This is a genomic window from Bacteroides sp. BFG-637 (genome assembly GCF_024793605.1).
Classification (GTDB): Bacteria; Bacteroidota; Bacteroidia; order Bacteroidales; family Bacteroidaceae; genus Bacteroides; species Bacteroides vicugnae.
On sequence record NZ_JANUPD010000002.1, the window covers coordinates 6636933 to 6661799 of the forward strand.

Sequence of the window (24867 nt, forward strand, 5' to 3'; positions counted from 1 at the left end):
CTAATTACATTCCAATCACACAAGGTCACAATATATCCAAACAAAAAGAAGACTTCCTTACCAATCAAAAAATATACTTCTTAAAAGGACATTCTTTTCTCGGACAAGGAAGCCTCTATCATTCAACGTAATAGATTATAAACTATATTTTTTACTTAAAATTTTCCGTGAAGAAAACTCCTGCAGGAAAACTATTTTTATTTTTAATATCAGTCTGCAAAACCGGCGACTTAGTAAAATCCAAAATAGCAATATCATTTGTTTTATACTCTGCATATCCTTTTAAAGTCGCAAAATAGACTTCTCCGCTTACTGGATCAACTCCCAAACTATTATAATATATGCCGGCATCTTCCACATAATCTTTTATATTAGCAACCTCTTCTGTCTTATCTTGAGAGAAAATATGCCGATATAACTTAAAGCCGGCATTGCTAAAATAAATAATATCATCTTTCGCAGAAAAGGCAGGAGCAACTCCCCAGCCAGCACCGATGCTGACATCTAATTGATGAGAATCAATTATTGTATAATCAACCGGATTAATTTTTATAATACTTGCCGGACTTGTACACGATACCCACAAATTTTCATCAAACGCCTTAGCGACGCCGGATAAAGCACCTTCGAATGAAATCGTATGTACAACAACTCCATTCTGAATCACGAAAAGCTTTTTACTCCCCATTACAAAAGTTTTTTCTCCAACCACAGCCATACGATTTTTCAAAGCTCCGCTAGTGCCTTCAACTAAAGTCAAAACATCTGTAGAAGTATTTAACATATAAACTCCTTTGTTATCACGAATATAGAGATTTTCTCCTACCACAGCCAAGTTAGTCGGCCAAGATAAAGTCGTATTATTATACACTCTCACTTTCTCCAAATTATCTGCATCAGCAATAGTCAATAATCCTTCACCCCCATTCTTTGCGCCATTCTGAGAAAGTATATAAATTCGGTTATCACTAATAAACAAGTCCTGACAGACATTACCGAGCAAAGTCTGATTTACCCGATAATACGCACTATCTACCGCTATTCCTTTTGAATCAACAAAGGTCAGAGTTCCTGTCTCATTACTCATATTTCCTTCATTCAAAACAAAAGCGCCATTACCAAACCGTCCTTCCACCTTGGCAGTCATATTCGTTTGAAAGGTCTCGCCGTTACTGTCTGATACAGTCAAGCCTATAACATACTCTCCAGTCTTAGGTTGTGAGAATTTATATGTTGAAGCGGTTGACACTTCTTTTCCATCTACTGTCCACAGATATTTCATTGTTCCTGACAGATTTTCAATCCGAGCATCTAAGTATAATGTATCCAGCTGCGCTAACACATTACTTCCCGATCCGTTCCCAATCAATACAGATGAGTTCACATTATTCTCATCATCACAAGCTGCAAAAGCTAAACTCAAGGCAACAGTTGCCAATACTAAATACTTTCTCATTTTTATCTTCATTATTATAAATTATTTTTTACTTATTTACGTGTATCAATATCAACTCCTAAAATATGTAAGTCCTCAACTCCTGATATTTCAGTGGAGCATTCCCCCAACCACCCATTTCCCTGATTGACTCCAGTATATATCTTTATGAAATCAACCCCGGGTAAATGCACCTTTTGACCTTTTGAATTTACTGCCCAATCTATATCAATAGCAGACTCGTCTTTTGTATTCAATTCATTATCAGCATAACCATAACGGAATTTATACAATACAAAATAACTACCTTGCCCACTTTCGTCAACAGCATTTTGAGGTAAACAAGTTCCCTTAAAAGTTATTTTATCTTCTTTTATCCATTCCGGATAATAACATTGCTTGTGAAATGTATTCTTCACTTTATATCCGGAGTTTCCCTGATTATCTTCCCACCAGATATATTTCTCCCTTTCTTCCGAAGTGGTCGGCTCTTTTTCCGGACGATAGTATGTAATTTCATAGTTTCGATAAGTCTTCACATCATTTCCAGCAGTTACAGCCTTATCATACCATAATTCTAATGCAGGGTTTTCGTGAGCACTACCAGCAATTTCATACCACTCATCATCCGGCACACCATTCTGATTTTTATCATAAGCTACCATGATCACTCCCGGCTCACAACTTCCTCCCTCCGGTGCATTGATATCAGGATTATCCGCAGAATAAAAAGCATTGCCAAGCACTCGAAAATCACGTTTTCCAACAACATTGGCGATCGTATGATCAAAACCTACCACAACATATCCCCCGAATCCTCCTAACGAAATCATTCCTTTTTTATTATTACCAATAGCAGCCAACACTTTCTCATTCATTGCCTCTTGTGTATCACCTTCCTCATATTCCGGCAACGAATTAGTAAATTGTCCTACGGCCGGAACAAAATCAAAAACTTTAGTGATATAGGCCGTAGCCCCTTCAGGAGTAGGTTCTATATTTTCAAAAGTATCTTCTTCATCACCACACCCTGTGAATACAGTTCCCCAACATAAAAAAACTGCAATGCCCCATGTTAGTCTTAAAATCTTCCTTTCCATTTTTATTAATTATCAGTTAGTTATTGAAATGTTTTCGTTGTAAAAGCAAAATGAGCCGGTATATCTCCTGCCCTGATTTTCCATCTTTTCTTTCCTTCAGGACTAAAGCAATAAAGATATCCGGGCACTACATAACTTTTTGCATCTGTTACAAAAATTTCTTTTGTCTCTGGGTTTACGGCCACCCCATATGGAATTGCAATCTCTGTTTCTGTTCCATCAGTAATAAAATTGTGAGAAACTATTTTATTTTTGTCTCACGTCATAAAGAGTATAAGTGATAGTATTACTTTCCGTAACGTAACTCCATTCCACACTTGTCATATAGATAGAATCTCCACTCATACACATCTCACTGGCAGCAAGTCCCAAACTCCCTGTCACACGATCCGTTTGAGTATCTATAATAAAAACATCTGACCCGGTTCCATAATAATCCCCCCTCGAACTCACATATATACGCCCGTAACGATCCAACTTCATACGGTGAAGATTGATAGCCACGTCAATAGTTTTAATAACTTTAAAGGTCTTCAAATCAATGACTGATACAGTCCGGTCATAATCCGGGAAACGGTAACCGCCGGAATTGGCGACATAGAGTTTTCCATCTTTTATTACCATTTCTTCGGGCTGATAACCGACCACCACTTCACGGGTTATAGCCAAATTAGTCGTATCTACTTCAACTATTTTTCCCGGGCGTGCATTAGGGTCTATTCCGACAGGCCCTGCATAAGAACTAACATACGCCTTTCCATCGCTAAAAGTGATATACCGGCAATTCGTTACATCTATTTGCCCCAAGTGTTGCGCTGTTTCCACATCCATCACTTCTATAAAGTTTGAGCAATTAATTACAGCATACAATTTATCCCCATAAATCTGCAAATCATTTCCAACATCTCCCAATTCTTTTACCACAGACGGATTTCGTTCAGCATAAATATTGCGATGATACTTACCGGTAGTACAATCATAAAAATCAAGCGTACATTTATTGCTCCCCATGTTTCCTTCATTAAGAAGATACATTCCTTTGATACGGATCCCCCCATCGGATCCTTACCAACTTCTATCTCATCAGAAGGTAAAACCGGCAGTTCTCCCCGACAAGCAAACAAACAGCAACTTGTTACTATTCCAAACAAGACATGCAAAAGAATATTCTTCACCATCATATAGTTAAATATAAAATGAATTTAAAGTTAGTTCCGGGCATCGGATAAGACCTTACGACTTCATATTGTTGATTAAAAATATTATTCACTTCCAAAGCCAACTTGAAATCATACTTTTTCCAATTGAAATTCTTTGCAAAAGATAAATCACTTGTATACCAAGGAAGGTGATAATTTTCCGGAGTATTGGCAGAAACATCATAACGTTCTCCCGTATATATAAAACTATAGTTCAACTCCCATGATTTGTATTCAGCATTCAGTATGGCCGAACCACTATGCCAGGGTATATACGCTATTTGCCCTCCATACGTATCTTTATCCAGCTTATCAGTAAAATCCTGTGCTTTTTGGTAAGTATATGACAATCGGCTATCAAACATCCAATCATCACCCAATTTCCAATTTCCCTGCAAAACGACATCCACCCCTTTTATTTTGACAAGCCCCAAGTTAACCATTGTCCAACGAAAGAAATTATTGGTAGGAGTTGCTATTATTTTATTCTCCACCTCATTATAGTATGCATCCAGTTGAACATTTAAAGCTTGCAGCCACGTTCCAGCAAATAATTTCTGATAAGTAAACCCTACATTATATTGATTCGTATATTCAGGTTTTAATTTTATATTTCCTATGAATGTATAATACAAATCATTTAATGTCGGCATACGAAATATCCGTTTATAAAAAGCACGTAAATTAAAATCAATATTCTTGAAAGGCTTATAGGAAGCCATGAAAGTAGGAGTAAATTCCATTTTATTCCCGGCTGAAGTAGTATCCGAAGCAACATTTTCCTGTACGAAAGTTCCTAAAACACTAGCTTGCAACTTAAAACGCTCAAAATGTAAAGAAGTAGCTGCTGCTATTAATGTCGTATTCCGTTGGGGATAAGGAAAATCAGTCAGATTAGCATCCAACTTATTCCATTGATAGTCCGCTGAAAGATTCACATCCCAAAAAGGAAGAAGAGTTACCCTATTAGCCATTGACAAATAAACTTCCTGTTGACGATATGTATTGTCCACATACATAGTAGCCTCCTCTTTTCTGGGATCTGCCAAATAGTGCAAATAATCATACGCATACTTGGTGTTCAACAACAAACTATATACTCCACCGAAATCTTTCTTGAAAGAAGACTGAAAAAAGAAATTTTTATCCCACTGGCGATCTTCATGTGAGAAACGATTCCGAACAACAGCACCAGGATATCCACGCTCCGAATTATAAAAATAAGCTTTCGTACGCCAGTATCCACCTTTCATTTTACCATATAAGCCTCCTTCGGCACGTAAAGCATTCACATCTCCATTGCGACGGACTGCCGTAGTATCATATCCCCCGGCTACAGCATAAGTAAATTTATACTTTCCGGTTGTATACATATATTCGGTACTAAGTGATGCACTCACATTCTCACTCAGTTTTTGTTCCCAAAGCAAAGAGGGATTGGCAACTCCGAAAGATCCCGTTTTAAAGGTCGCTCTTACATGATAGTTTCTATTTCCTTGAAACACAGGCGTTCTTGACTGCAGATAGATAGATCCCGCAGAGCCGAAATCTTTTGCCGGCTGAAAAATTGCACTTTTCTGACCATTATATAAAGTGACAGCTTCCATGTTATCCAAAGAAAAGCGCCCCAAATCAATAACTCCATTCTGAGCATTCCCCAATTCAATGCCATCATAGAACACTCCGACATGATTCGTCCCCATACTTCGAATATTAACGGTCTTCAAACCACCTATTCCACCATAATCTTTTATTTGCACTCCTGAAAAATAACGTATGGCATCTGCAACTGAATGTACCGCCAACTTTTCTAACTTATCTCCTGATAAAGATTGAACAGGAATCACTTCCTTATTAATTTTAGCAGTGACTACTACTTCATTAAGATGATGTAAACTGTCCAGCTTGCTTTGTGCTGACAACCATGAAACCATACTCAAAAAGCATCCTATCCAAAATATCCTAAAATGAATCTGCCCGAACATAATCCTCCTGTTTATTAATTAAAATAATAAACTTTCATAGGGTTACAGCAAGGATGCAATTTTCCACACACTCAAACACATATACGTACTTCTTTCCCGTATAATGGCACATTCAAAAAGGCATATTATTCCCTTCCGGAACTTCACATCATCAATAAAGATGTATTTTGAATAAAAAAACTGCACTCTTCAAACTCTAATCCCAGAAAGTTTCAAGAATTCAACTTTGGCAGGTCTTCTGACTTACTCCATTTTCCTAACGCCCTTCCCATCTCTCCAAAGTGAGACAGTGGATTTGAGTATTGTAGGAAAACTATTGGCGGAGCTTACAGCAGCGGGTCTGTTCAGGATTTACACCTGATTCCCTTTTCACCACTCTTCCGTAGCATCGGACGAGTGACACCAAAATTTCTGTGGCAAATATACACTAAATAGAAATAAATCAGAAGAAAATTCGAATTAAAATAAAAACAAACTAATAATAAGTCCTATCTTTGCCCCCGAGAGCATCCACTATTATTTTTTCTAATTAAAAGCCGTATAAAAGTGAAATCTCCAATCTCAACTATCGCATTACTATGCCTCTTCTTTTTGGCAAGCTGTATATCTCGTAATAAAACATCTCTGGAGGTATTTAAGCAAAATATATATATCCCCGAATATGCTTCAGGATTCAAGATTCTAGGCGCAGAGAATTTTGCCAGCACCCTTATACAGATAACGAATCCATGGCAAGGGGCTAAAGACATAACAATGTCCTATTTCGTTTCACGCAACGGTGAACAAGCGCCCGCCGGATTCAATGGACCTATAATTCCTGCCGGAGCGAAACAAATCGTATGCATGTCTTCTTCTTACATTGCCATGCTCGACGCGTTGGGAGAAATAAACAGAATTGTCGGAGTGTCAGGTATCGATTACATTGCCAATCCTTATATTCTTGCCCACAAAGATTCGATCAAGGACCTGGGACCGGAAATGAATTACGAGCTATTGATCAGCCTAAAGCCTGATGTGGTATTATTATATGGAATAGGTGATGCCCAAACCGCTGTGACGGATAAACTAAAAGAACTCTCTATACCCTATTTGTATATGGGAGAGTATCTGGAAGAATCACCACTCGGCAAAGCCGAATGGATGCTTGTTCTTTCGGAGCTGACGGACAAGCGGGAGGAAGGAATGGAAATATTCAGAGAAATCCCCAAACGCTATTATGCACTAAAAACACTTACAGACTCCGTCAAGCAACGTCCTACCGTTATGTTCAATACCCCGTGGAACGACAGTTGGGTGATGCCTTCCACACAAAGTTACATGGCACAATTGGTAACTGATGCAGGTGCGGATTACATCTACAAAGAAAACACTTCTAACAGTTCCACTCCCATCGGACTGGAAACGGCTTACAAACTGATACAAAAGGCCGACTACTGGATTAATGTAGGCATGGCTTCTACGTTGGATGAACTAAAGACGGTCAATCCTAAATTCGCAGATGCCAAGGCAGTACGCGAAAAAACTGTTTACAACAACAATTTACGAACAACGCCGACAGGAGGCAATGACTACTGGGAATCTGCAGTGGTACGTCCCGACATCGTATTGCGTGACCTGATTCATATCTTTCACCCCGAACTCGTATCCGATTCACTTTACTATTACAGACATCTGGAATGAAACAACCTGATAAACGTACTCCCTTTTTATTCATTACACTGGGTATAGTTGCCATACTGTTATTACTGATAGATATGGCAACGGGAGATACATATATTCCAATCACCAAGGTATGGACTGTACTCACAGGAGGCGAATGTGATGAAATGACACGTAATATTCTCCTTTCTATCCGCTTCATACGGGTAGTGGTAGCGGCTTTGATAGGAATAGCACTCTCCGTTAGTGGTTTACAGATGCAAACAGTATTCCAGAATCCGTTGGCAGACCCTTACCTGCTGGGAGTAAGTTCCGGTGCAGGACTGGGCGTAGCTCTGTTCATACTAGGTGCTCCATTACTTGGATGGGCGGAGTTTCCAATTCTTCAGTCACTAGGTATCGTTGGTTCGGGCTGGATAGGAACTGCTGTAATCTTATTGGGAGTAGCCATTATCAGCCGGAAAGTAAAAAACATTCTCGGTGTACTGATTATGGGAGTTATGATAGGTTATGTGGCAGGCGCCATTATCCAGATTCTGCAATACCTAAGTTCTGCCGAACAACTGAAAATGTTCACACTCTGGTCAATGGGATCTCTTAGCCATATCACAGCCACCCAACTGGGAATTATGCTACCTATGTTATGTATCGGCTTACTGATTTCCGTAGCCTGTATCAAATCGCTGAACCTGCTACTGCTCGGTGAAAACTATGCACGAACGATGGGAATGAACATAAAACGTTCACGCACGTTCATCTTTGTTTCTACCGCACTGCTGACAGGAACGGTCACCGCTTTCTGTGGTCCGGTAGGATTTATCGGTCTGGCAGTACCGCACGTCACACGACTGCTGTTCAACAATGCCGACCACCGGATACTTGTCCCCGGCACCATGCTGACAGGACTTATCAGTATGCTTCTCTGCGACATCATCGCCAAGAAATTCCAGCTTCCGGTTAACTGCATCACCGCCTTGCTAGGTGTTCCGGTTATTTTATGGGTAATCACCAAAAACTTGCGTAGATTCAAATGATAGAGCTTAAAGAACTGACATTAGGATATGGACAGCGCACGCTGTTGGAAACCGTAAATACCCGAATCACGGGCGGACAACTCGTCGCCCTGCTGGGACGTAACGGGACGGGAAAAAGTACCCTGCTCCGTGCTATGATGGGATTGGAAAAGCCTCAATCAGGAGAAATTACTCTGCAAGGAAAAAACATAGCTTCATTGAAACCGGAAAAATTAGCCCGGAATATCAGCTTTGTCACCACCGATAAAGTACGCATCGCCAATCTCCGCTGTAAAGATGTAGTAGCTTTAGGACGTGCTCCCTACACCAACTGGATCGGTCAACTGCAACCGGAAGACCAAAAGCGAGTGGACGACGCTATGCAGCTAGTCGGTATGTCCGGTTATGCAGAAAAGACAATGGACAAAATGTCCGATGGCGAATGTCAGCGAATCATGATTGCCCGTGCCCTTGCACAGGATACTCCCGTCATCCTGCTTGATGAGCCGACCGCCTTCCTGGACTTACCCAACCGCTACGAGCTCTGTTTACTTTTAAAGAAACTGGCACAGGACGAGGGCAAATGCATCTTGTTCTCCACTCATGACCTCGACATCGCCTTATCGCTCTGCGACTCCATCATGCTCATAGATAATCCGCAGATGTACACACTACCTACTCAGGAAATGGTGACCAGCGGACATATAGAAAGACTTTTCCGCAATGAATCAGTCACGTTCGATGCGCAGGAGATGAGAGTACGCATCAAATAAACAAACAGATATCCGACAAGAATCAGACTGTGTATAAAATAAATAGGTAGCATTCATTTGGGTTCTATATAAATTCGCTATCTTTGCCCCCGAATTGGTTTCAGATAGCCATATCAACTATCTGAATTAAAAGGGAATCGGGTGTAAATCCCGGACAGTCCCGCTGCTGTGAAACTCTATTCAACTTCTTGATATTTACTTTGGCAGTGAATACTAAAGTTACACCGCATTAGTTTACTATAACTTTTAATTATAAGGATGCTATTATGGCATCCTTTTTTTGTATTGATACAAAGATAATATTTTCTATTCTTCTACGAAAATATTTACCATATTATTTGCATATCTCGTTTATTTTCACTATATTGTAACAGATTAAAAGATAAGCGTTATGAAAAAGAGAAGGGAAAGACAAAGCATTATAGAGTTCAGAGCTTCCTTCCCCGATGAAGAAAGCGCAATTAGATTCTATGAGAAAATAAGATGGAAAGATGGAGTGGTTTCCCCATTCGATCCGACATCTAAAGTGTACAAATGCAAGAACGGTAAATACAAGTGCAAGAATACTGGGAAGTACTTCACTTATAGAACTAAAACATTCTTTGCTAATTCCAAAATGGATTTTAGAGATTGGTTATACGCTATTTCTATGCTTATCAATAATAAAGGTGGTATTTCTTCATATCAGCTAGCCGATGATTTAAAGATTTCACAAAAAACGGCTTGGTATATGCTTCATAGGATAAGAGTTTCAATGGCTAAAGAGAACAATCAGAAGTTATCCGGTGAAGTTGAGATTGACGAAACATTTGTAGGTGGAAAGAATATTAATCGCCACAAAGATAAGAAAGTCGAAAAAAGTCAAGGACGTAGCTATAAGGATAAAGTTCCTGTATTCGGTGCTTTGGAAAGAAACGGGAAGATTTTCGCAATGGTTGTTCCGAACACCCAAGCAAGTACCCTAGTTCCTATTGTAAAGAAGAATGTTGAAGTAGGAAGCACAATCTACACTGACGGATGGAGCTACAAAGGATTAGAAGAGGAATATGGACAGTTATCAGTAGATCATAGTAAGAAATTCTATGGGATGCTCTTAGTAACCGATGACGGAGAGATTATCGAAGTCACAACAAATAGAATCGAAAACGCATGGTCTGTTTTCAAAAGAACGATTAAAGGTACGTATATTCATGTCAGCAAGAAGTATCTACAAAAGTACGTTGACGAATTTGTTTTCAGATTTAACACCCGAAAAATTAGCAGAAATGAAAGAATTGAATTACTTTTGCAATATGCAGCAGCTTAGATATTATGGCAAATAACAAAGACATAAAGAAGGACAAACCTAAGAAGGAGAAGAAAAAGAGGAAACCTGTATATGAAATACAAGGCTTCGTTCTCACTATACCCGAAGATAAGCTAAAAGAAGCGCTGCTAGGAATGAGCAAACCAAATCCCGAAAAAGAGTAAAAAGGACACATTCTATATCCTAACAAATTTATTTTTTATTAACATCGCGCCCTGTTAGATAAAATTTATGCGTTTTATCTAAAAATACAACATAAAAGGTGTCTCCAACAACATGTCCAATTATTACAGTCCGATTAAGTATATGGATTCTAGCCCACTTAGCATCTTCTGGAACACCTTGTGGATATTCAAATTTAGTTCGTTCTTTCTTAGGGAAAGAACCATATATCGCAAATTTTTGTCCATCAACTTGTTCCAATAAAGGTGAACAACAATAACCTTGCAAGGTCTTCAATGCAGAACTTAAAAGTCCTGCTTTTTGCCAGTCCTTAAATGATGAAGCATACTTTTGTGAAGTATCTAAATATTGAAAAGAGATTTTAAAATTTTGCGTTTTAGTTGTGTCTTGTACGCTAATCTTTTCCTTGTTTAATAACGTTTTTTTATCCTTGCGAAAATTAACCATGTAAATCTTTCTTATAGAAAACGCGAGTTGTATCTTTGGATATTAGTACATGGCATCGGTCAGCTTCTCCATAGCCAATTCTAGCTTCAAGCCACGGTTTTTCACTATGAGTAGATGCTTCTAATTCTGTTCCGGTCCACGTTGATAGATTAGACAAAATATCTTTTAAAAGTTCTTGTTGAAGAGACGACAATGATGTAAATTCTTTGTCTACATCTTCGCCATTATTAATATATTCAATATCACTATATAATAGTGATTTATCCTTGAGTGAATCAAAAACCTTACGACTAACAGGACCATGTACCCATGCTTCAAATTTATCACTAATAAGCTCCTGATCGAAATAAGAAAGATGATATGCGTCGCAATAAAATAATAATTTTTGTAATTTCAAATGCGACATAGGACCATAATGTTTCAATATATAATTTGATAACATTATGGAATCTATTTTTTGTAAACTGGAAGTAACCCTCATATTTCCTCCTTTTTTCTGCAAATTAAAACAATTAAAATGAGTAATGTACTTTATTCTTTGCATTTTTTTGAATTTTCAAAGTTTGAAATGCAAGATTTATACTATCTTTGCACTAAAGATACGAAAAATTGGGGAGAAATCCAATTTTTCACGTGTATAAAATAGCCTAATCGTCATCAGAATCACCACCTCGGATAACAGAACACGGCTATAAATGAACTTACTCGTTGGGTAAAGTGTACTTCGTCATATACTGGCGTGGTGCGCTGCCATTGAGTAAGTGGGCTTGTGGTGAGCCTTGATGACGTATGGCAGTAGCACTACGTCTTTTTTTATGGTTTTACGTAAGGTGTTTATTGCTGAATGAACGGAGGGTTTTATTCCACTTATGTATAACTAAAAAAATGTGATTATGAAAAAGTTTTTAAGTATGACGCTGTTACTTACAGCTATGTTTTTAACGTTCTCTGCGTGTTCAAGCGATGATGATGAAACAACTTACACGCTAGTCTACAATGCTAGTACTGTGGGAAATTATGCTGAAACAGTCAGGATTTACGAATGTACAGACAATGGAGATAAGATTTTTAACACTAGCGTAGAATGTAAACAAGGGTATGAAGAAAGCTTTACGGCTCAACCTGATGCTTCTAAAGTTAAAATTACTATTGGGAATAGATGGGTTCAACAAGTATTTCCACTGAAAAAGGGAGGAAATACTCAAATAACGATAAATGGTAGTACTGTTGTAGGTCGTGACGAACCTTAAATCTTTTCATTATGGGTTTCATTGTTTGTTTATGTATCTGGGGAGCCTGCACACTCTTGGCAGGATTCACCAAAAAGTAATTGTTTGTACGGAAATAATTTGCTATCTTAGCAACCAATTAAGTACCGGAGGATTTTCCTCCGGTATAACTTTTAGTTATAATAAACAATGCGGTGTAACTTTAGTATTCACTGCCTTTACTTTTACCACTGACCGGGTATGATAGATAGTCAAGGTCGGGAAGGAATCAGGAAGGGAGTCAGTCAGAAGACCTGCCATTCATACCTTAATAGCTGTTTTTACTCGTGGGATAGGAAAACGGCAGACTGTAAAAAAAATAATCGGGTAGTCATGACATCGGAAATGATTGAAGGAGGATAAATTCTCTCTAGCTAAAATATCAAAAGGACGGCATTAAACCGTCATGCTCAATGTGTGCGTATCCCCGCAGAAGTGATTTCTCCGGGGGTACTTTTTAGCCAAACTAAATATCATCATATAATAATCACAATGGAAGTTCTAAGAAATTTATTTGAAGGTTACCCCAATCTTTGGGGCGGCGGAGTAGCACACTCCGTACTGATTCTGTCACTAACCATAGCGTTTGGAATCATCCTTGCAAAAATCAAAGTGCGGGGAGTATCTCTGGGAGTTACCTGGATACTCTTTGTCGGAATCGTATTCGGTCATTTCAACATGAATCTGGACGAACACCTGCTCCACTTTCTGAAAGAATTCGGATTGATTCTGTTTGTTTACTCAATTGGCCTGCAAGTGGGGCCCGGCTTTTTTTCGGCATTCAAAAAGGGTGGCTTCACCTTGAATATGCTGGCCATGCTGGTAGTAGTATTAGGAGTAACCATTACTATCATCCTGCACTTCACCACCGGAACTCCGATTACCACAATGGTAGGTATTCTGTCCGGAGCCGTCACCAACACTCCGGGACTGGGAGCCGCACAACAGGCCAACAGTGATTTGAATGGTATAGACGCTCCCGAAATTGCTTTAGGATATGCTGTCAGTTATCCGCTGGGTGTAGTAGGTATCATCCTCTCACTGCTTGCTTTGAAATATCTCCTGCGCATCAATACTGCTCAAGAAGAAAAAGATGCAGAAGTCGGTCTGGGACATCTTCAGGAACTTACTGTACGCCCTATCTCCATCGAGGTGAGAAACGAATCGGTAGACGGTATCAAGATTAAAGAACTCCGCCCGTTACTGAACCGTAAATTTGTCATTTCCCGCATCAAACACCGCGAAGGTGGAGAAACCGAATTGGTTAATTCCGAGACAACCCTACATGTAGGGGATATCATATTAGTGATCTCTACCCCGATTGACGTGGAAGCAATCACTGTATTCTTCGGAAAGGAAATCAAAATGGAATGGGAACAACTGAACAAAGAACTCATTTCACGCCGTATCCTGATTACTAAACCGGAATTGAACGGGAAAACACTCTCACAACTTAAAATCAGAAATAACTTCGGAGCAAACATCACCCGCGTCAATCGTTCGGGAGTAGACTTGGTAGCTTCTCCACAATTACAGTTACAAATGGGAGACCGTGTCACCATTGTAGGTTCCGAACTGGCTGTTGCTCATGCAGAGAAAGTACTTGGCAACTCCATGAAACGCTTGAATCACCCGAACCTGATTCCTATCTTTATAGGTATCGCTTTAGGATGTATTCTGGGAAGTCTTCCTTTCGCATTTCCCGGAATCCCGCAACCTGTGAAACTAGGACTGGCAGGCGGTCCGCTCATCGTTTCTATCCTGATTAGCCGTTTCGGTCCGAAATACAAGTTGATTACTTATACCACCATGAGTGCCAACCTGATGCTTCGTGAAATCGGTATTTCCATCTTCCTCGCCTGCGTAGGTTTGGGAGCAGGCGAAGGCTTTGTAGACACAGTCATTCATGGCGGAGGATATGTATGGGTAGGCTACGGAGTCATTATAACCATCCTGCCACTTCTGATTACAGGATTGATAGGACGATATTATTGCAAGCTGAATTATTTCACGCTTATCGGTGTTCTGGCAGGTTCTACCACCAATCCGCCGGCATTGGCTTACTCCAATGACCTGACCTCTTGTGATGCTCCTGCCGTTGGTTACGCTACGGTCTATCCGCTCACCATGTTTCTGCGAGTATTGACGGCACAAATATTGATTCTGTCGTTGGGATAATAATACCCTACTTCTTGCATATCAGCATACGAATCAACAAAGTGCCTCTTCTTATCTTATTACTATATAGCAAAAATTACCATTTGGTAATTTTTATCTCCTCTCATAAGCCTACCTTTGTCGCCATTTTCAATGACAAAGGTAGAAAGTTATGAAAGATAGTATTGATTTCGGCAGTATGAACATCTCCACGTTGTTCCGTAAGTTACTAATTCCTACAGTACTTGGGATGGTATTCTCGGCTCTGTTCGTTATTACGGACGGTATATTTGTAGGAAAAGGAATTGGCAGTGACGCACTGGCAGCAGTAAATATCACTGCACCGCTTTTTATGATTGCAGCAGGGATTGGACTGATGTTCGGAGTGGGAGCTTCGGTGGTGGCTTCCATTCATTTATCTCAGGGAAAACGCAAAGTGGCAAGTATTAATATCACTCAGGCAATTGCTTTTTCCGCATTGCTCATACTTATCCTGTCTGCTCTGTGTCTTTATTTTATAGAGCCATTAGCCAGATTATTGGGTAGTTCGGACCGGTTATTACCGTTAGCCATAGAATATATGGCATGGTACATCCCTTTTCTCGTATTCTACGAAGTATTAAATATAGGAATGTTCTGCATCCGCCTGGATGGTTCGCCCACCTATGCCATGATGTGTAATGCGGTTGCAGCCATACTCAATATCATACTGGATTATATATTTATCTTCGAATTTGGTTGGGGAATGATGGGAGCAGCTTTTGCCACCAGTCTGGGGACTGTTGTAGGAGGGCTGATGACACTGATTTACCTCCTCCGTTTCTCTCGTACCCTCCATCTATGCCGGATAAAATTAAGTATCAAAAGTCTGTTACTGACTCTTCGCAACATCGGCTATATGATTAAACAGGGAAGTTCTGCTTTTATCAGTGAAGCCTCCATTGCCTGTATGATGTTTCTGGGGAACTACGTTTTCATCCACCATCTCGGTGAAGACGGAGTGGCAGCATTCAGTATTGCCTGTTACTTCTTCCCCATCATCTTCATGGTCTATAATGCCATTGCACAATCCGCACAACCGATTATCAGTTATAACTTCGGAGCCGGACAGCCCGAACGTGTACGAAAGACACTGCATCTCGCCATTCGGACCGCTTTAATCTGCGGTATCAGCTTTTTCATTCTTACCGTACTATGCTGTCGTGACATTGTTTCGCTATTCATTGACCGCAGTTACGCTGCATTCGATATAGCAGTAAACGGGCTTCCTTATTTTGGAGCAGGATTCATCTTCTTTGCCGTCAACATGATTGGCATTGGTTATTACCAGAGTGTCGAAAGAGGTCAGCGGGCAACAATTATCACTCTTCTCCGGGGAGTAGTGTTTATGTTGATCGGATTCTTTGCGCTCCCTCCGGTATTGGGTACACCGGGTATCTGGCTAGCCGTACCATTGGCAGAGTTATTAACCACTTTCTATATTTTCGGAATTTATTTGAAAGATCGTTTCATTGTCTGCCGACGATAAGTATCTTTGCAATATGAGAACATTCATTGAAAAACTTTGCGATAGATACAAGGTATCAAAAACCGATGTACAGTCTCTACTGAACTGTATGGAAGAGGTGCATTTCAAAAAGAGAGATTTAATAGTACGCGAGGGGACAAAGAACTGTAATCTTTATTTTATCAAGACAGGAATATGGCGAGCCTATTATCATAAAGACGGAGTGGACACTACCATCTGGTTTGCTTCAGACGGAGAAGCTGCTTTCTCCGTCTGGGGTTATGTAGATAATGCCTACTCATTAATAAATATTGAGGTCATGTGTGACAGTGTGGCCTATTGTATTTCCCGAACAGCTCTGAATCAGCTATTCGCCTCATCCATCGGACTCGCTAATTTGGGGCTCCGCCTCATGGATCATCAGTTTCTTCAACAGGAAAACTGGCTTATCAGTTCGGGAAGCCCACGGGCTAAAGAACGCTATCTCAACCTTATCAAAGAGACTCCGGAATTATTACAATATGTACCTTTAAAACATATTGCGTCTTACTTGTGGATAACTCCGCAGTCGCTAAGTAGGATTCGGGCGAAGATAGCATCTTCTCCGCAATAATACTATGCTTTCGCGGTCTTCACCCCAAAAGCACAATAAGTCAAATAACCCACACAAGCTAAAGTGACAAAAACGCCTCCAATAATACCTACTGTTCCAATCGCAAATCCAATCACTGGAGTAACTACTCCACCTCCGGCAACAGCAGTAATCATCAGCCCTGAAATCTGGTTTGCTTTTTCCGGCCTTGCCTGTAAAGCCATCGAATAAATGATAGAGAATACCGATGAAGCAAAAAAACCGACAGCACCGATACAAATCAGATTTATCATATCATCTTTCACAAAGGCCAGAATAAGCAAAGAGATCATACAGGCAATAATATTCACACGGAAATATTTCATTTCAGCAATACGGGCTAACAAGAAAGCACCCAGCAAAGCACCTACCGTACGGCTTAAGAAATAAACCTGTGGAGCAAACTTCACTTGTTCTGCCGTCCAGTCAAATCGTTCCGCCATCAGTTTGGAGCTGATAAAATTGGTAGCAACATCTACACCGACAATAAAGAAGATACCCAAAAATAACAGCAGAATCGTTTTATCTTTCAAAAGAGAAAAAGTATCACTGATAGAAAGTTGTTGGGTCGCGGCACTAGAATCTTCCCGTTTAACAGGAGTAGCCATCAGCCAAACAGCGGACAATAACGTGATGAACCCTAATATAGGGAAGCAATAATACCATTTGTCGTCTCCAAAGTGTGCTACAGCCAGCAATACAATCTCCGGTCCGACAAGAGAAGATACTGCTTTGATTACCTGTCCTGCCGTCAGACTACTGGTTAATAATCGTTGACCAGTTACTACATTACTCAGTAACGGATTCAGTGAAACTTGCAGAATAGCGTTACCTATACCTAACAACGCATACGCAATCATACAAGTCATGCTATCATAAATAACCAAAGGCAGAAGCATACCTATCACCGTTATTCCCATACTAAGCAAGACCGTATTCTTACGCCCCCATTTGTTCATCTGATTTCCAATAGGAATACCCAAAAACAGGAACCAGATAAAAACTAACGAAGGAACAAATCCGGTCATCGCAGGAGACCAATTGAAAGTACGTTGAACATAATCGGAAGAAATGCCGACTATATCACAGAAGCCCATAACAAAGAACCCGAAAAGAACGGGAAGGGCGGCATATATAGATTTTTGTGTTTTCATTTAACGACTCCCCAAGCTTTATTAGGTGTATCTCCCATTTCCAATATCAATTCACCTCCTTTTAGTAATTCTGATGCCGGAAAATAAAAATGATCAAGTTTCTCCCCGTTTAACACTGCACTTTGAATATATTTATTCTTTCTTGAAACATTTTTAGCAACAATCATGAACTGTTCCCCCCGATTGTAAAGTCTTCCCAATTTAATGACAGTTTTTTCATACAAAGGACTTGCTATCTCATATACGGGATCCATTTTACATCCTCCATCTGTCTGGAACAAACCTATAGCAGCCATCACAAACCATGCACTCATCTGTCCTTGATCTTCATCACCTAAATATGCATTAGCAATTCCATAACCATAATATCTATCAATCACCGAACGGACCCATTTCTGTGTCAACCAAGGCTGCCCTGCCCAATTAAATAAAAAAGCAAAATGCATAGACTGCTGATTACCTTGAACTACAGGAAAATCCCAATATTGATCATTAGGAGCATTATAACGCCATGGTTCACTAGCAGAAAATCCCCAATTCAGCCGATTCACAAATTTATTTTTCCCAATTATATCAATCAGGCCAGGTATATCCTGCGGAACAAAGAAACTAAGTTGCCAAGCATTTCCTTCCACATAATGTATATTACATCCAGATCTAAAGGGATCAAATTTTTCTACAAAATTTCCTAGTGTATCCCTCATATGAACATATCCATTTTTTGGATTAATAGCATTTTTCCACCATGAACCTCGCTGGCTGAACATCTTATAATCTTCATATTTTCCTAATGATTTTGCAAACTGAGCAACTGTCCAATCATCATAAGAGTACTCCAAAGAATTGGAGAATCTCCCTTTCTCAATAGGTACATAATGATACTGTAAATAAGGTATAAGATCTCTGTTTCCCGCAAATCCGCCAGCAACATGTGTAGCAGGAGTAGTTTGCATCTTCTTTACAGCCCTAAAAGCCTTATTTACGTCATAATCCCGAATCCCCATCTGATAAGTAGAAACTATCAACGGAATCTCATGTTCGGCTACCATAACCGGAATATACTTCATACCAGCAGGTCCTTTAGCCAACCATCCATTTGTTTCATATAAAGCTAATTGAGAATTAACCCATCTGGAAGCCCACTCCGGAGTTACCAAATTCCACACTTGATTTAAATTCCAAAATGTATTCCAAAAAGCATCACAACCTAATGCCCTATGATTCGGATCTGCCAGTTTTTGCACCTTTTTATCTGCCGACATCCATTCACCATTCACATCACTCCAAATATTCCGACAATAAGAACGATACATATTTGTATAAAAGCGTACCTTTTCCAGACGATCATTGGAAGTGATTTGTACACGACCCAAAATCTCATTCCATGTTTGTTTCTGGTTTTGTACAATAGAAGCAAAATCCCAACCAAATTTCCTGGAAATTTCTTCTTCCAGATTTTCCGATGCGTTAGCGATACTAACCAAAGAAATACCTGTACGAACTTGAACAACCGGTGTTTGTTTAGTATCAAATTCTACATACAAACCAGCATATTTCAAGTCTTTGCCTTCAATATGATCCCTATTCAACACCTTATCTTCCACCCATCCTCCTACATTTTTAATAGGGGTATCAAATTCTATGACAAAATTTACGACATATTCCTGATCAGCATCTCCACTCCAGACATTAGGTCGAGGAGATAACTGATGACTGTATCCCTCAATTCGATAATCACTGATTTTTTTTATTTCTACATCCATCAGTTTATAATCATATTCAGTAGGAATCTGAAGATCAATCATTACACGCCCATCCTTATCTTTAGGGAAAGTATACCTTTGAAAAGATGCCCTAGTGGTAGCCGTATTCTCCACCCATATCTTCGTATCAGTCATATACACCTTATAATACCCCAATGGTGCCTCTTCTGTTTTTTTATCTATACGAGATCGATAACCCTCATCCGGTCTTAGTTCATCCCCTACCCTTATTTGAAGTTCGCCATTTGTCGGCATCATGCCAAGCCCTCCCATCGTCCATTCATGTATATGACTAAAACAGCCGATAGTTTCAAAAGTAGGTTGATAGCCTGATTGCCATCCTGCATTTTGATTATCAGGACTCAGCTTAACCATACTAAAAGGCATCCATGGTCCCGGAGCAATCATCCAACGAGAATGTCCTGTCCCTATCTTTGTGTCCACGTAATCGGCACACGATTGCAATTGTTGAGGATTACGAACCACTATATCCGAATATAGCAGATCATTATCAGCCCAAACTTTATACATGCTTTTCTGACGTCCATAAACAGCAGGCATAAGAGCCTCAAATTGATAACGAGCCGTATCCATATCAGCAGAAAAGATTTCTAGTCCGTCCAATTCTACCCTTAGTTTAGGATTTCCTGCCAAATGTTCTGCGTCAATTAACAAAGGCTGATATCTTCGTCCATTTTCCTCTATTTCATAAGGAGCTGGAGAAACACCACGTAAAAATACTTTTTTGTTTAATTTACCCAAGCCCGCCTTTTCAGGCCCCACTAATCGTATCTGGTCAAATACAATCCATCCACCTTCTAAAACTGAAATAACAACAGTGTTTCCCCCTTTTTTTAATTCATCAGCAGGAATAGGAAATATTAATGCACTATTTTTAGCATTCCGTAAATCACCTTCTAAAACTTCTTTCACTCCCCCGTCTACAACAAATCTTTTGTCAACAGAGTTTATTCTAATCTTTACCACTGCCCCTATAGGACTCGCCCCCCAATAGATCTACAACCAATTTCCAATCCTTAGATTTGGGAACATTTGCCAAATCAAAAAGAATGGTCGCATCATGCGTCCGCCATCCAGAAGTTCCTCCCGTACCTCCCCACTGATCTGCAGGTCCCGGTAACACATATGGAAAGTCCTTACTTACATCTGAACCTCCAATTAAAAAATAACGATCTTCATATCCGAAATCATTAGCCAGAAATTTTGTATATCCTGAAGGTCCTAATGCAAATTCAGCCGAAGAGTTATTTTTCTCACCTATTTCCCATAATGTTTTATCGGCTCTAACATATAAGACTACAAAAATTATCAACAAAAAAGAAAAAAAAAGTCGTTTCATATGTCACATTATTAAAATTATATATTCTTTATGCCCCTAATACGCGATAGTGAATATTTCAAGCTGTTGATTATTACATATTAATATAGATACTATAAATATTTATCCAATTCATTTAATGCAAACACATAGGCTCCTACAGAAATAGCGACATTAGTAGTTAGCTTAGTTTTCATTACTCCTACATATTTATTCAAATCACATGATACCAAAGTTCCATATTCCGGAACTGGAATTTCCGTCAACTTTTGCGATAAAAAACGGGACAAATCTTCAGAATCGTCCAAATCAAAAACTTCCATCTGTAATCTGGATAAGAAACGACCAGAAAAAGTAGTAAGTTTACCTCTCAACACTTCCAGAAATGAAGGCATTATATATTTAGAGGCTCCGGAAAGCCCCCCACCAATCACAACTATTCCATCAATAACCGTTAAAGCATAGGCAACCGCATCTCCTGCAGCCTTTCCCAGAGAAGAAAAACTACCAATGGCCGCTACCTGATTACCCATCATTTTTCCTTCAGCAATCTCATAAATATCTTTGGGGGTCAGACATCTTTCATCCCCTGATATTTCTTTATAAACTCTATTTACAGCACGAATACTGACACTCTCTTCCGCTATTTTATCTTCGTAAAAATAATTTCTAAATATCCAAAGGTCACCGCCACAGCCATTATCGCCAGATAACAACTCATTATTAATAACAACCCCACCACCAAAGCCTGTACCTATGGTAATACCCAACAAATTTCTATATCGTTTTTTACTTCCTGAAGTTTCCAACATTTTATTTATTGCAGGCAAGACTCCTGCAAGCGCCTCTCCATAAGCAAAAAGATTACCATCATTGTTAATAAAAACCGGTAAATGGAATTTTTGTTTTAAATATTCTCCTAAAGCAATACCACCCCGAAAAGCTAGAAAGTTAGGCAGATCACCAATAACACCATTCTTATAATCTGCCGGTCCGGGAAAAGCAAAACTGATTGCTACAGGCTTCCGAGTCAGTCGTTTCATCACCTCCTCAAATCCTTTTACCAATACATCCAAACATCGTTCCAAATTGTCAGTTACAGCTGCCTTACAAACTGGACATATTATTTGCTTACAGCCCTGTATGGCTGAAAACACAAAATTAGTGCCTCCCGCATCAAGCGTCATTACGATTCGTTCATCATGTTCATACATAGTTTTCAAGATATTAGATAATTGAATTATTTCATTATTAAAAGCGTACGTAGGCTTTTATCGTTACACATTCTTTTCCTGCCGATTTACCATACGGGGCAATGGTGTACTCTTTCACCGCAGCAGGAATGATAAATGTTTCCGCATAATGCACCACGAAAGGTTCAAAGGCGTGAGTAGGACTCTCAACGACGGCCTCTTCTCCCTCCAGCAAATTCAGCACATTTACACTGTCGTTTGTGTGATGCAGCACCGGTGACGAGAAACGGTGACGGCGGGTTTCGATAAATTCATTCGGATGCAATCCGGTACGTTCCTCCATCCACCCATCTCCGGAAGCCACTTCCTTAAACTGATTGCGAAGATGTTCATTTACATATTCCGTATCCCGGTTCCAGTTGATTACGCATTTACCACGTTCCACATTGATTGGGCGTGGTTTTCCATCCAGTCCCAGACGTTGCCAGTCCCATAGTTTGAAAGTAAAGAGGTTCGGAGTCGAACTGATTTCAAGCACCATGCTATTCGCACCGGAACAATGAATCGTTCCTCCCGGAATCAGAAAGTGATCGTGTTTCTTTGTCGGAATCTTGTTGACATACTTTTCTGCGTCGAACACCAATTCACCTTTTTGTGCCTTACGCAAATCGTTGATCATCGCTTCTTTATCAACACCCGTTTTCACTCCCAGATAAACTACGGCATCTTCTTCCGCATCTACCATGTAGTAGCTTTCATCCTGTGTATAATACATACCGAAACTATCACGGATAAATTGAGTGGTAGGATGCACCTGCAAACTCAAATTACCTCCACCTATCGTATCCAAAAAGTCGAAACGGATGGGGAAGTCTTTTCCAAAGCGTGCTTCCACCGGTTCGCCAAGCAACTCTTTACTTTTCAGCAACACCAAATCGACCGAAGGAAGTTCGAAGCGCACTCCGTTCACCTCAAAATAGAGGCTGTTTTCTTCGGGCACACAGTCAAAGCACCAACCAAAATTTTCGCGTTCACGATCCAAATCGCAAACTTCTTTCATCCATTGACCACCCCAGGGAGCCGGATCGAAGAAAGGAACTACCCGGAACGGCGTGTTCACCGTTGCCTCTACCCCTTTAAAGAAAGTATCCTTATCAATCATCTTCGGTGTTCCGGCCACATGGGTGTCAATCCAGAATTCTACCCTGTCAAACAATCTTTCCTTATACCTATCACATACTCTCCAATCATTGAAATAGCCTCTCTTGTATTGCAAAGAAACGGCATCTTTCCGATTGTCTATCCCTAAAGCTTTTACCTCATGCCGACGGAAACGTTGTTGAATTTCCCAACGTGCCATATCCGCATATACAATCATCGCATCCTGCGGAGCCACCATGGCAGCTCCCGTACCTATTATTACAATAGTATCCTCCGCTTCACTAATTTGCTTTTGGGCAGCAGCCAATTTATCCGCATCCAAATAATCTTCCAGTTTCAAATTGGTCACATAGCCAAACAACACATCTTCTGTCATGAAGCGTTCCGTCAAAGTTTGGATCTCTTGTTCCGGTTTCATCAAATCACGTACATTCATCACCTTTCCGGAGAATTCTTTTGAAAAAGCATCCAGCACTTCTTCTTCATATACTCCAGTATATAAATCCACTGCCAGCACTTTTTTTGTATCCATTCGCTTTTTTAACACAGAAATGACAGCATCCCAACCCTGAACAAGCATCCCCGTCAACTTCGTTGAAGGAAATTTATCATAATTAGCTTTTCTCATATTTATAGTTGTTTTCAATCTTATATGTTCATACATATTTTAAATTGTGCAAATTTATAGATTTTATTTTTATTCCAAACAAAACTTGGATTATTTTTTGATAAATCTTATATTTGCTGGAAATAAACCAATCCGGATAGATATGAAAATAGACCATAGCAGCGATAAACCCCTCCACATTCAGGCAGAAGAGATACTTAGAAGGCTCATAGAATCTGAAGAGTACAAAAACGGAAAGCTATTTCCTAACGAAGTCGAATTGTCTGAACAATTACATATTTCAAGGAACACATTAAGACAAGCTATCAACAAACTCGTGTTTGAGGGACTTCTGGTACGAAAGAAAGGATACGGAACGAAGGTGGTAAAGAAAGGTATCGTAGGCGGAGTAAAGAACTGGCTTAGTTTCTCGCAGGAAATGAAGATGTTAGGTATCGAAATACGTAATTTCGAACTACATATCAGCTTGAAACGTCCGACTGAAGAAATCGGCATATTCTTTAATTTAGGTTCTAATCCTGATGCCCGCTGCGTAGTAATGGAGCGCGTCAGAGGAAAAAAGGAATACCCGTTTGTCTACTTTATCTCTTATTTCAACCCTAACATTCCATTGACTGGAGAAGAAGACTACACACGCCCATTATACGAAATGCTGGAAACTCAATATAATATAGTGGTAAAAACCAGCAAAGAGGAGATTTCAGCCAGACTTGCAGGGGAATTTATCGCAGAAAAGCTGGAAATAAAATCCAGCGATCCTATATTAATAAGGAAAAGATTTGTTTATGATGTGAACGGAATGCCGATTGAATACAACATCGGATACTACCGCGCAGACAGTTTTACTTATACAATAGAGGCGGAAAGATGAAGAGTATGTTCATACATACACAACATAGAAAGAATATTTTAAAGACCGGAACTCTTATCTTCTTTTAAAATAGTCTTTTTGCATTCCATTTCTTT

20 protein-coding genes, 1 pseudogene and 2 riboswitches are annotated in these 24867 nt (G+C 39.7%); of the genes and pseudogenes, 10 read left to right on the forward strand and 11 right to left on the reverse strand.

Annotated elements, in window-relative coordinates:
• Positions 1–151 precede the first annotated feature (151 nt).
• The 4 genes and pseudogenes from NXX38_RS26210 to NXX38_RS26225 form a co-directional block, all read right to left on the reverse strand.
• Positions 152–1456 carry a DUF5074 domain-containing protein gene (locus tag NXX38_RS26210; protein ID WP_195649104.1) on the reverse strand — a complete coding sequence of 435 codons (1305 nt, stop codon included), beginning with the start codon at positions 1454–1456 and terminating at the stop codon, positions 152–154.
• Between the two features lie 32 nt (positions 1457–1488).
• Positions 1489–2535, reverse strand: a complete 1047-nt coding sequence (locus NXX38_RS26215) for a hypothetical protein (protein ID WP_195649105.1) — start codon at positions 2533–2535, stop codon at positions 1489–1491.
• Between the two features lie 20 nt (positions 2536–2555).
• Positions 2556–3716 (reverse strand): annotated as a pseudogene (locus NXX38_RS26220) (DUF5074 domain-containing protein).
• On the reverse strand, positions 3713–5719 hold the full coding sequence (locus tag NXX38_RS26225; protein WP_258981738.1) for a TonB-dependent siderophore receptor: 2007 nt from the start codon (positions 5717–5719) through the stop codon (positions 3713–3715). Before NXX38_RS26225 ends, NXX38_RS26220 begins: the two are co-directional and overlap by 4 nt.
• 210 nt (positions 5720–5929) lie before the next feature.
• A riboswitch (cobalamin riboswitch) is annotated at positions 5930–6141 on the reverse strand.
• Between the two features lie 124 nt (positions 6142–6265).
• Here NXX38_RS26225 and NXX38_RS26230 point away from each other — a divergent pair.
• From NXX38_RS26230 to NXX38_RS26250, 5 genes are all read left to right on the forward strand, one after another.
• On the forward strand, positions 6266–7399 hold the full coding sequence (locus tag NXX38_RS26230) for an ABC transporter substrate-binding protein (protein WP_195649108.1): 1134 nt from the start codon (positions 6266–6268) through the stop codon (positions 7397–7399).
• Positions 7396–8412, forward strand: coding sequence for an iron ABC transporter permease (locus tag NXX38_RS26235; protein WP_074637528.1), 1017 nt, complete (start codon positions 7396–7398; stop codon positions 8410–8412). Before NXX38_RS26230 ends, NXX38_RS26235 begins: the two co-directional genes overlap by 4 nt.
• Positions 8409–9164: an ABC transporter ATP-binding protein gene (locus NXX38_RS26240; RefSeq protein WP_148365171.1), complete on the forward strand. Its 756-nt coding sequence runs from the start codon at positions 8409–8411 to the stop codon at positions 9162–9164. The genes NXX38_RS26235 and NXX38_RS26240 overlap by 4 nt, the downstream gene beginning before the upstream one ends.
• A 78-nt stretch (positions 9165–9242) precedes the next feature.
• Positions 9243–9397: riboswitch (cobalamin riboswitch) on the forward strand.
• Positions 9398–9555: 158 nt separating this feature from the next.
• On the forward strand, positions 9556–10470 hold the full coding sequence (locus NXX38_RS26245; protein WP_258981742.1) for an IS1595 family transposase: 915 nt from the start codon (positions 9556–9558) through the stop codon (positions 10468–10470).
• 5 nt (positions 10471–10475) lie between these two features.
• Positions 10476–10634, forward strand: a complete 159-nt coding sequence (locus NXX38_RS26250; protein WP_258981744.1) for a hypothetical protein — start codon at positions 10476–10478, stop codon at positions 10632–10634.
• A gap of 28 nt (positions 10635–10662) precedes the next feature.
• Here NXX38_RS26250 and NXX38_RS26255 read toward each other — a convergent pair whose 3' ends face one another.
• Positions 10663–11100, reverse strand: a complete 438-nt coding sequence (locus NXX38_RS26255) for a hypothetical protein (protein WP_120079879.1) — start codon at positions 11098–11100, stop codon at positions 10663–10665.
• Entirely contained in the window at positions 11093–11644 is a 552-nt protein-coding gene (locus tag NXX38_RS26260; protein WP_258981748.1) for a Panacea domain-containing protein, read from the reverse strand. The genes NXX38_RS26255 and NXX38_RS26260 overlap by 8 nt, the downstream gene beginning before the upstream one ends.
• Positions 11645–11993: 349 nt before the next feature.
• Between NXX38_RS26260 and NXX38_RS26265 the strand changes: the two genes are divergently transcribed.
• The 4 genes from NXX38_RS26265 (at position 11994) to NXX38_RS26280 (ending at position 16645) form a co-directional block, all read left to right on the forward strand.
• Positions 11994–12350: a hypothetical protein gene (locus tag NXX38_RS26265; RefSeq protein WP_258981750.1), complete on the forward strand. Its 357-nt coding sequence runs from the start codon at positions 11994–11996 to the stop codon at positions 12348–12350.
• Between the two features lie 510 nt (positions 12351–12860).
• Positions 12861–14546, forward strand: a complete 1686-nt coding sequence (locus tag NXX38_RS26270; protein WP_217723646.1) for a putative transporter — start codon at positions 12861–12863, stop codon at positions 14544–14546.
• 151 nt (positions 14547–14697) lie between these two features.
• Positions 14698–16053, forward strand: coding sequence for an MATE family efflux transporter (locus tag NXX38_RS26275; protein WP_258981752.1), 1356 nt, complete (start codon positions 14698–14700; stop codon positions 16051–16053).
• Positions 16054–16066: 13 nt separating this feature from the next.
• Complete coding sequence (locus NXX38_RS26280) at positions 16067–16645, forward strand: Crp/Fnr family transcriptional regulator (protein WP_074637578.1); 579 nt, start codon at positions 16067–16069, stop codon at positions 16643–16645.
• Between the two features lie 2 nt (positions 16646–16647).
• Here the strand turns inward: NXX38_RS26280 and NXX38_RS26285 are convergent, their stop codons facing one another.
• The 5 genes from NXX38_RS26285 to NXX38_RS26305 form a co-directional block, all read right to left on the reverse strand.
• Positions 16648–17817 (reverse strand): sugar MFS transporter, encoded by a 1170-nt coding sequence (locus NXX38_RS26285; RefSeq protein ID WP_258981755.1) that lies wholly within the window; start codon positions 17815–17817, stop codon positions 16648–16650.
• Positions 17814–20513, reverse strand: coding sequence for a GH92 family glycosyl hydrolase (locus tag NXX38_RS26290; protein ID WP_258981757.1), 2700 nt, complete (start codon positions 20511–20513; stop codon positions 17814–17816). Before NXX38_RS26290 ends, NXX38_RS26285 begins: the two co-directional genes overlap by 4 nt.
• Before the next feature lie 40 nt (positions 20514–20553).
• Positions 20554–20940 carry a polysaccharide lyase family protein gene (locus NXX38_RS26295; RefSeq protein ID WP_258981759.1) on the reverse strand — a complete coding sequence of 129 codons (387 nt, stop codon included), beginning with the start codon at positions 20938–20940 and terminating at the stop codon, positions 20554–20556.
• A gap of 92 nt (positions 20941–21032) precedes the next feature.
• Complete coding sequence (locus NXX38_RS26300; protein ID WP_258981761.1) at positions 21033–22133, reverse strand: ROK family protein; 1101 nt, start codon at positions 22131–22133, stop codon at positions 21033–21035.
• Positions 22134–22170: 37 nt separating this feature from the next.
• Positions 22171–23901 carry a class I mannose-6-phosphate isomerase gene (locus NXX38_RS26305; protein ID WP_258981763.1) on the reverse strand — a complete coding sequence of 577 codons (1731 nt, stop codon included), beginning with the start codon at positions 23899–23901 and terminating at the stop codon, positions 22171–22173.
• Between the two features lie 142 nt (positions 23902–24043).
• On the opposite strand from NXX38_RS26305, the gene NXX38_RS26310 reads away from it, so the two are divergent.
• Positions 24044–24772 (forward strand): GntR family transcriptional regulator, encoded by a 729-nt coding sequence (locus NXX38_RS26310; protein WP_258981765.1) that lies wholly within the window; start codon positions 24044–24046, stop codon positions 24770–24772.
• Positions 24773–24867 lie beyond the last annotated feature (95 nt).

Coding starts and splice junctions, on each gene's coding strand:
- NXX38_RS26255 (WP_120079879.1), bottom strand. CDS start 11,100: ATGGTTAATTTTCGCAAGGATAAAAAAACGTTATTAAACAAGGAAAAG.
- NXX38_RS26260 (WP_258981748.1), bottom strand. CDS start 11,644: ATGCAAAGAATAAAGTACATTACTCATTTTAATTGTTTTAATTTGCAG.
- NXX38_RS26285 (WP_258981755.1), bottom strand. CDS start 17,817: ATGAAAACACAAAAATCTATATATGCCGCCCTTCCCGTTCTTTTCGGG.
- NXX38_RS26235 (WP_074637528.1), top strand. CDS start 7,396: ATGAAACAACCTGATAAACGTACTCCCTTTTTATTCATTACACTGGGT.
- NXX38_RS26240 (WP_148365171.1), top strand. CDS start 8,409: ATGATAGAGCTTAAAGAACTGACATTAGGATATGGACAGCGCACGCTG.
- NXX38_RS26215 (WP_195649105.1), bottom strand. CDS start 2,535: ATGGAAAGGAAGATTTTAAGACTAACATGGGGCATTGCAGTTTTTTTA.
- NXX38_RS26310 (WP_258981765.1), top strand. CDS start 24,044: ATGAAAATAGACCATAGCAGCGATAAACCCCTCCACATTCAGGCAGAA.
- NXX38_RS26295 (WP_258981759.1), bottom strand. CDS start 20,940: ATGAAACGACTTTTTTTTTCTTTTTTGTTGATAATTTTTGTAGTCTTA.
- NXX38_RS26270 (WP_217723646.1), top strand. CDS start 12,861: ATGGAAGTTCTAAGAAATTTATTTGAAGGTTACCCCAATCTTTGGGGC.
- NXX38_RS26265 (WP_258981750.1), top strand. CDS start 11,994: ATGAAAAAGTTTTTAAGTATGACGCTGTTACTTACAGCTATGTTTTTA.
- NXX38_RS26280 (WP_074637578.1), top strand. CDS start 16,067: ATGAGAACATTCATTGAAAAACTTTGCGATAGATACAAGGTATCAAAA.
- NXX38_RS26245 (WP_258981742.1), top strand. CDS start 9,556: ATGAAAAAGAGAAGGGAAAGACAAAGCATTATAGAGTTCAGAGCTTCC.
- NXX38_RS26210 (WP_195649104.1), bottom strand. CDS start 1,456: ATGAGAAAGTATTTAGTATTGGCAACTGTTGCCTTGAGTTTAGCTTTT.
- NXX38_RS26250 (WP_258981744.1), top strand. CDS start 10,476: ATGGCAAATAACAAAGACATAAAGAAGGACAAACCTAAGAAGGAGAAG.
- NXX38_RS26300 (WP_258981761.1), bottom strand. CDS start 22,133: ATGTATGAACATGATGAACGAATCGTAATGACGCTTGATGCGGGAGGC.
- NXX38_RS26275 (WP_258981752.1), top strand. CDS start 14,698: ATGAAAGATAGTATTGATTTCGGCAGTATGAACATCTCCACGTTGTTC.
- NXX38_RS26225 (WP_258981738.1), bottom strand. CDS start 5,719: ATGTTCGGGCAGATTCATTTTAGGATATTTTGGATAGGATGCTTTTTG.
- NXX38_RS26305 (WP_258981763.1), bottom strand. CDS start 23,901: ATGAGAAAAGCTAATTATGATAAATTTCCTTCAACGAAGTTGACGGGG.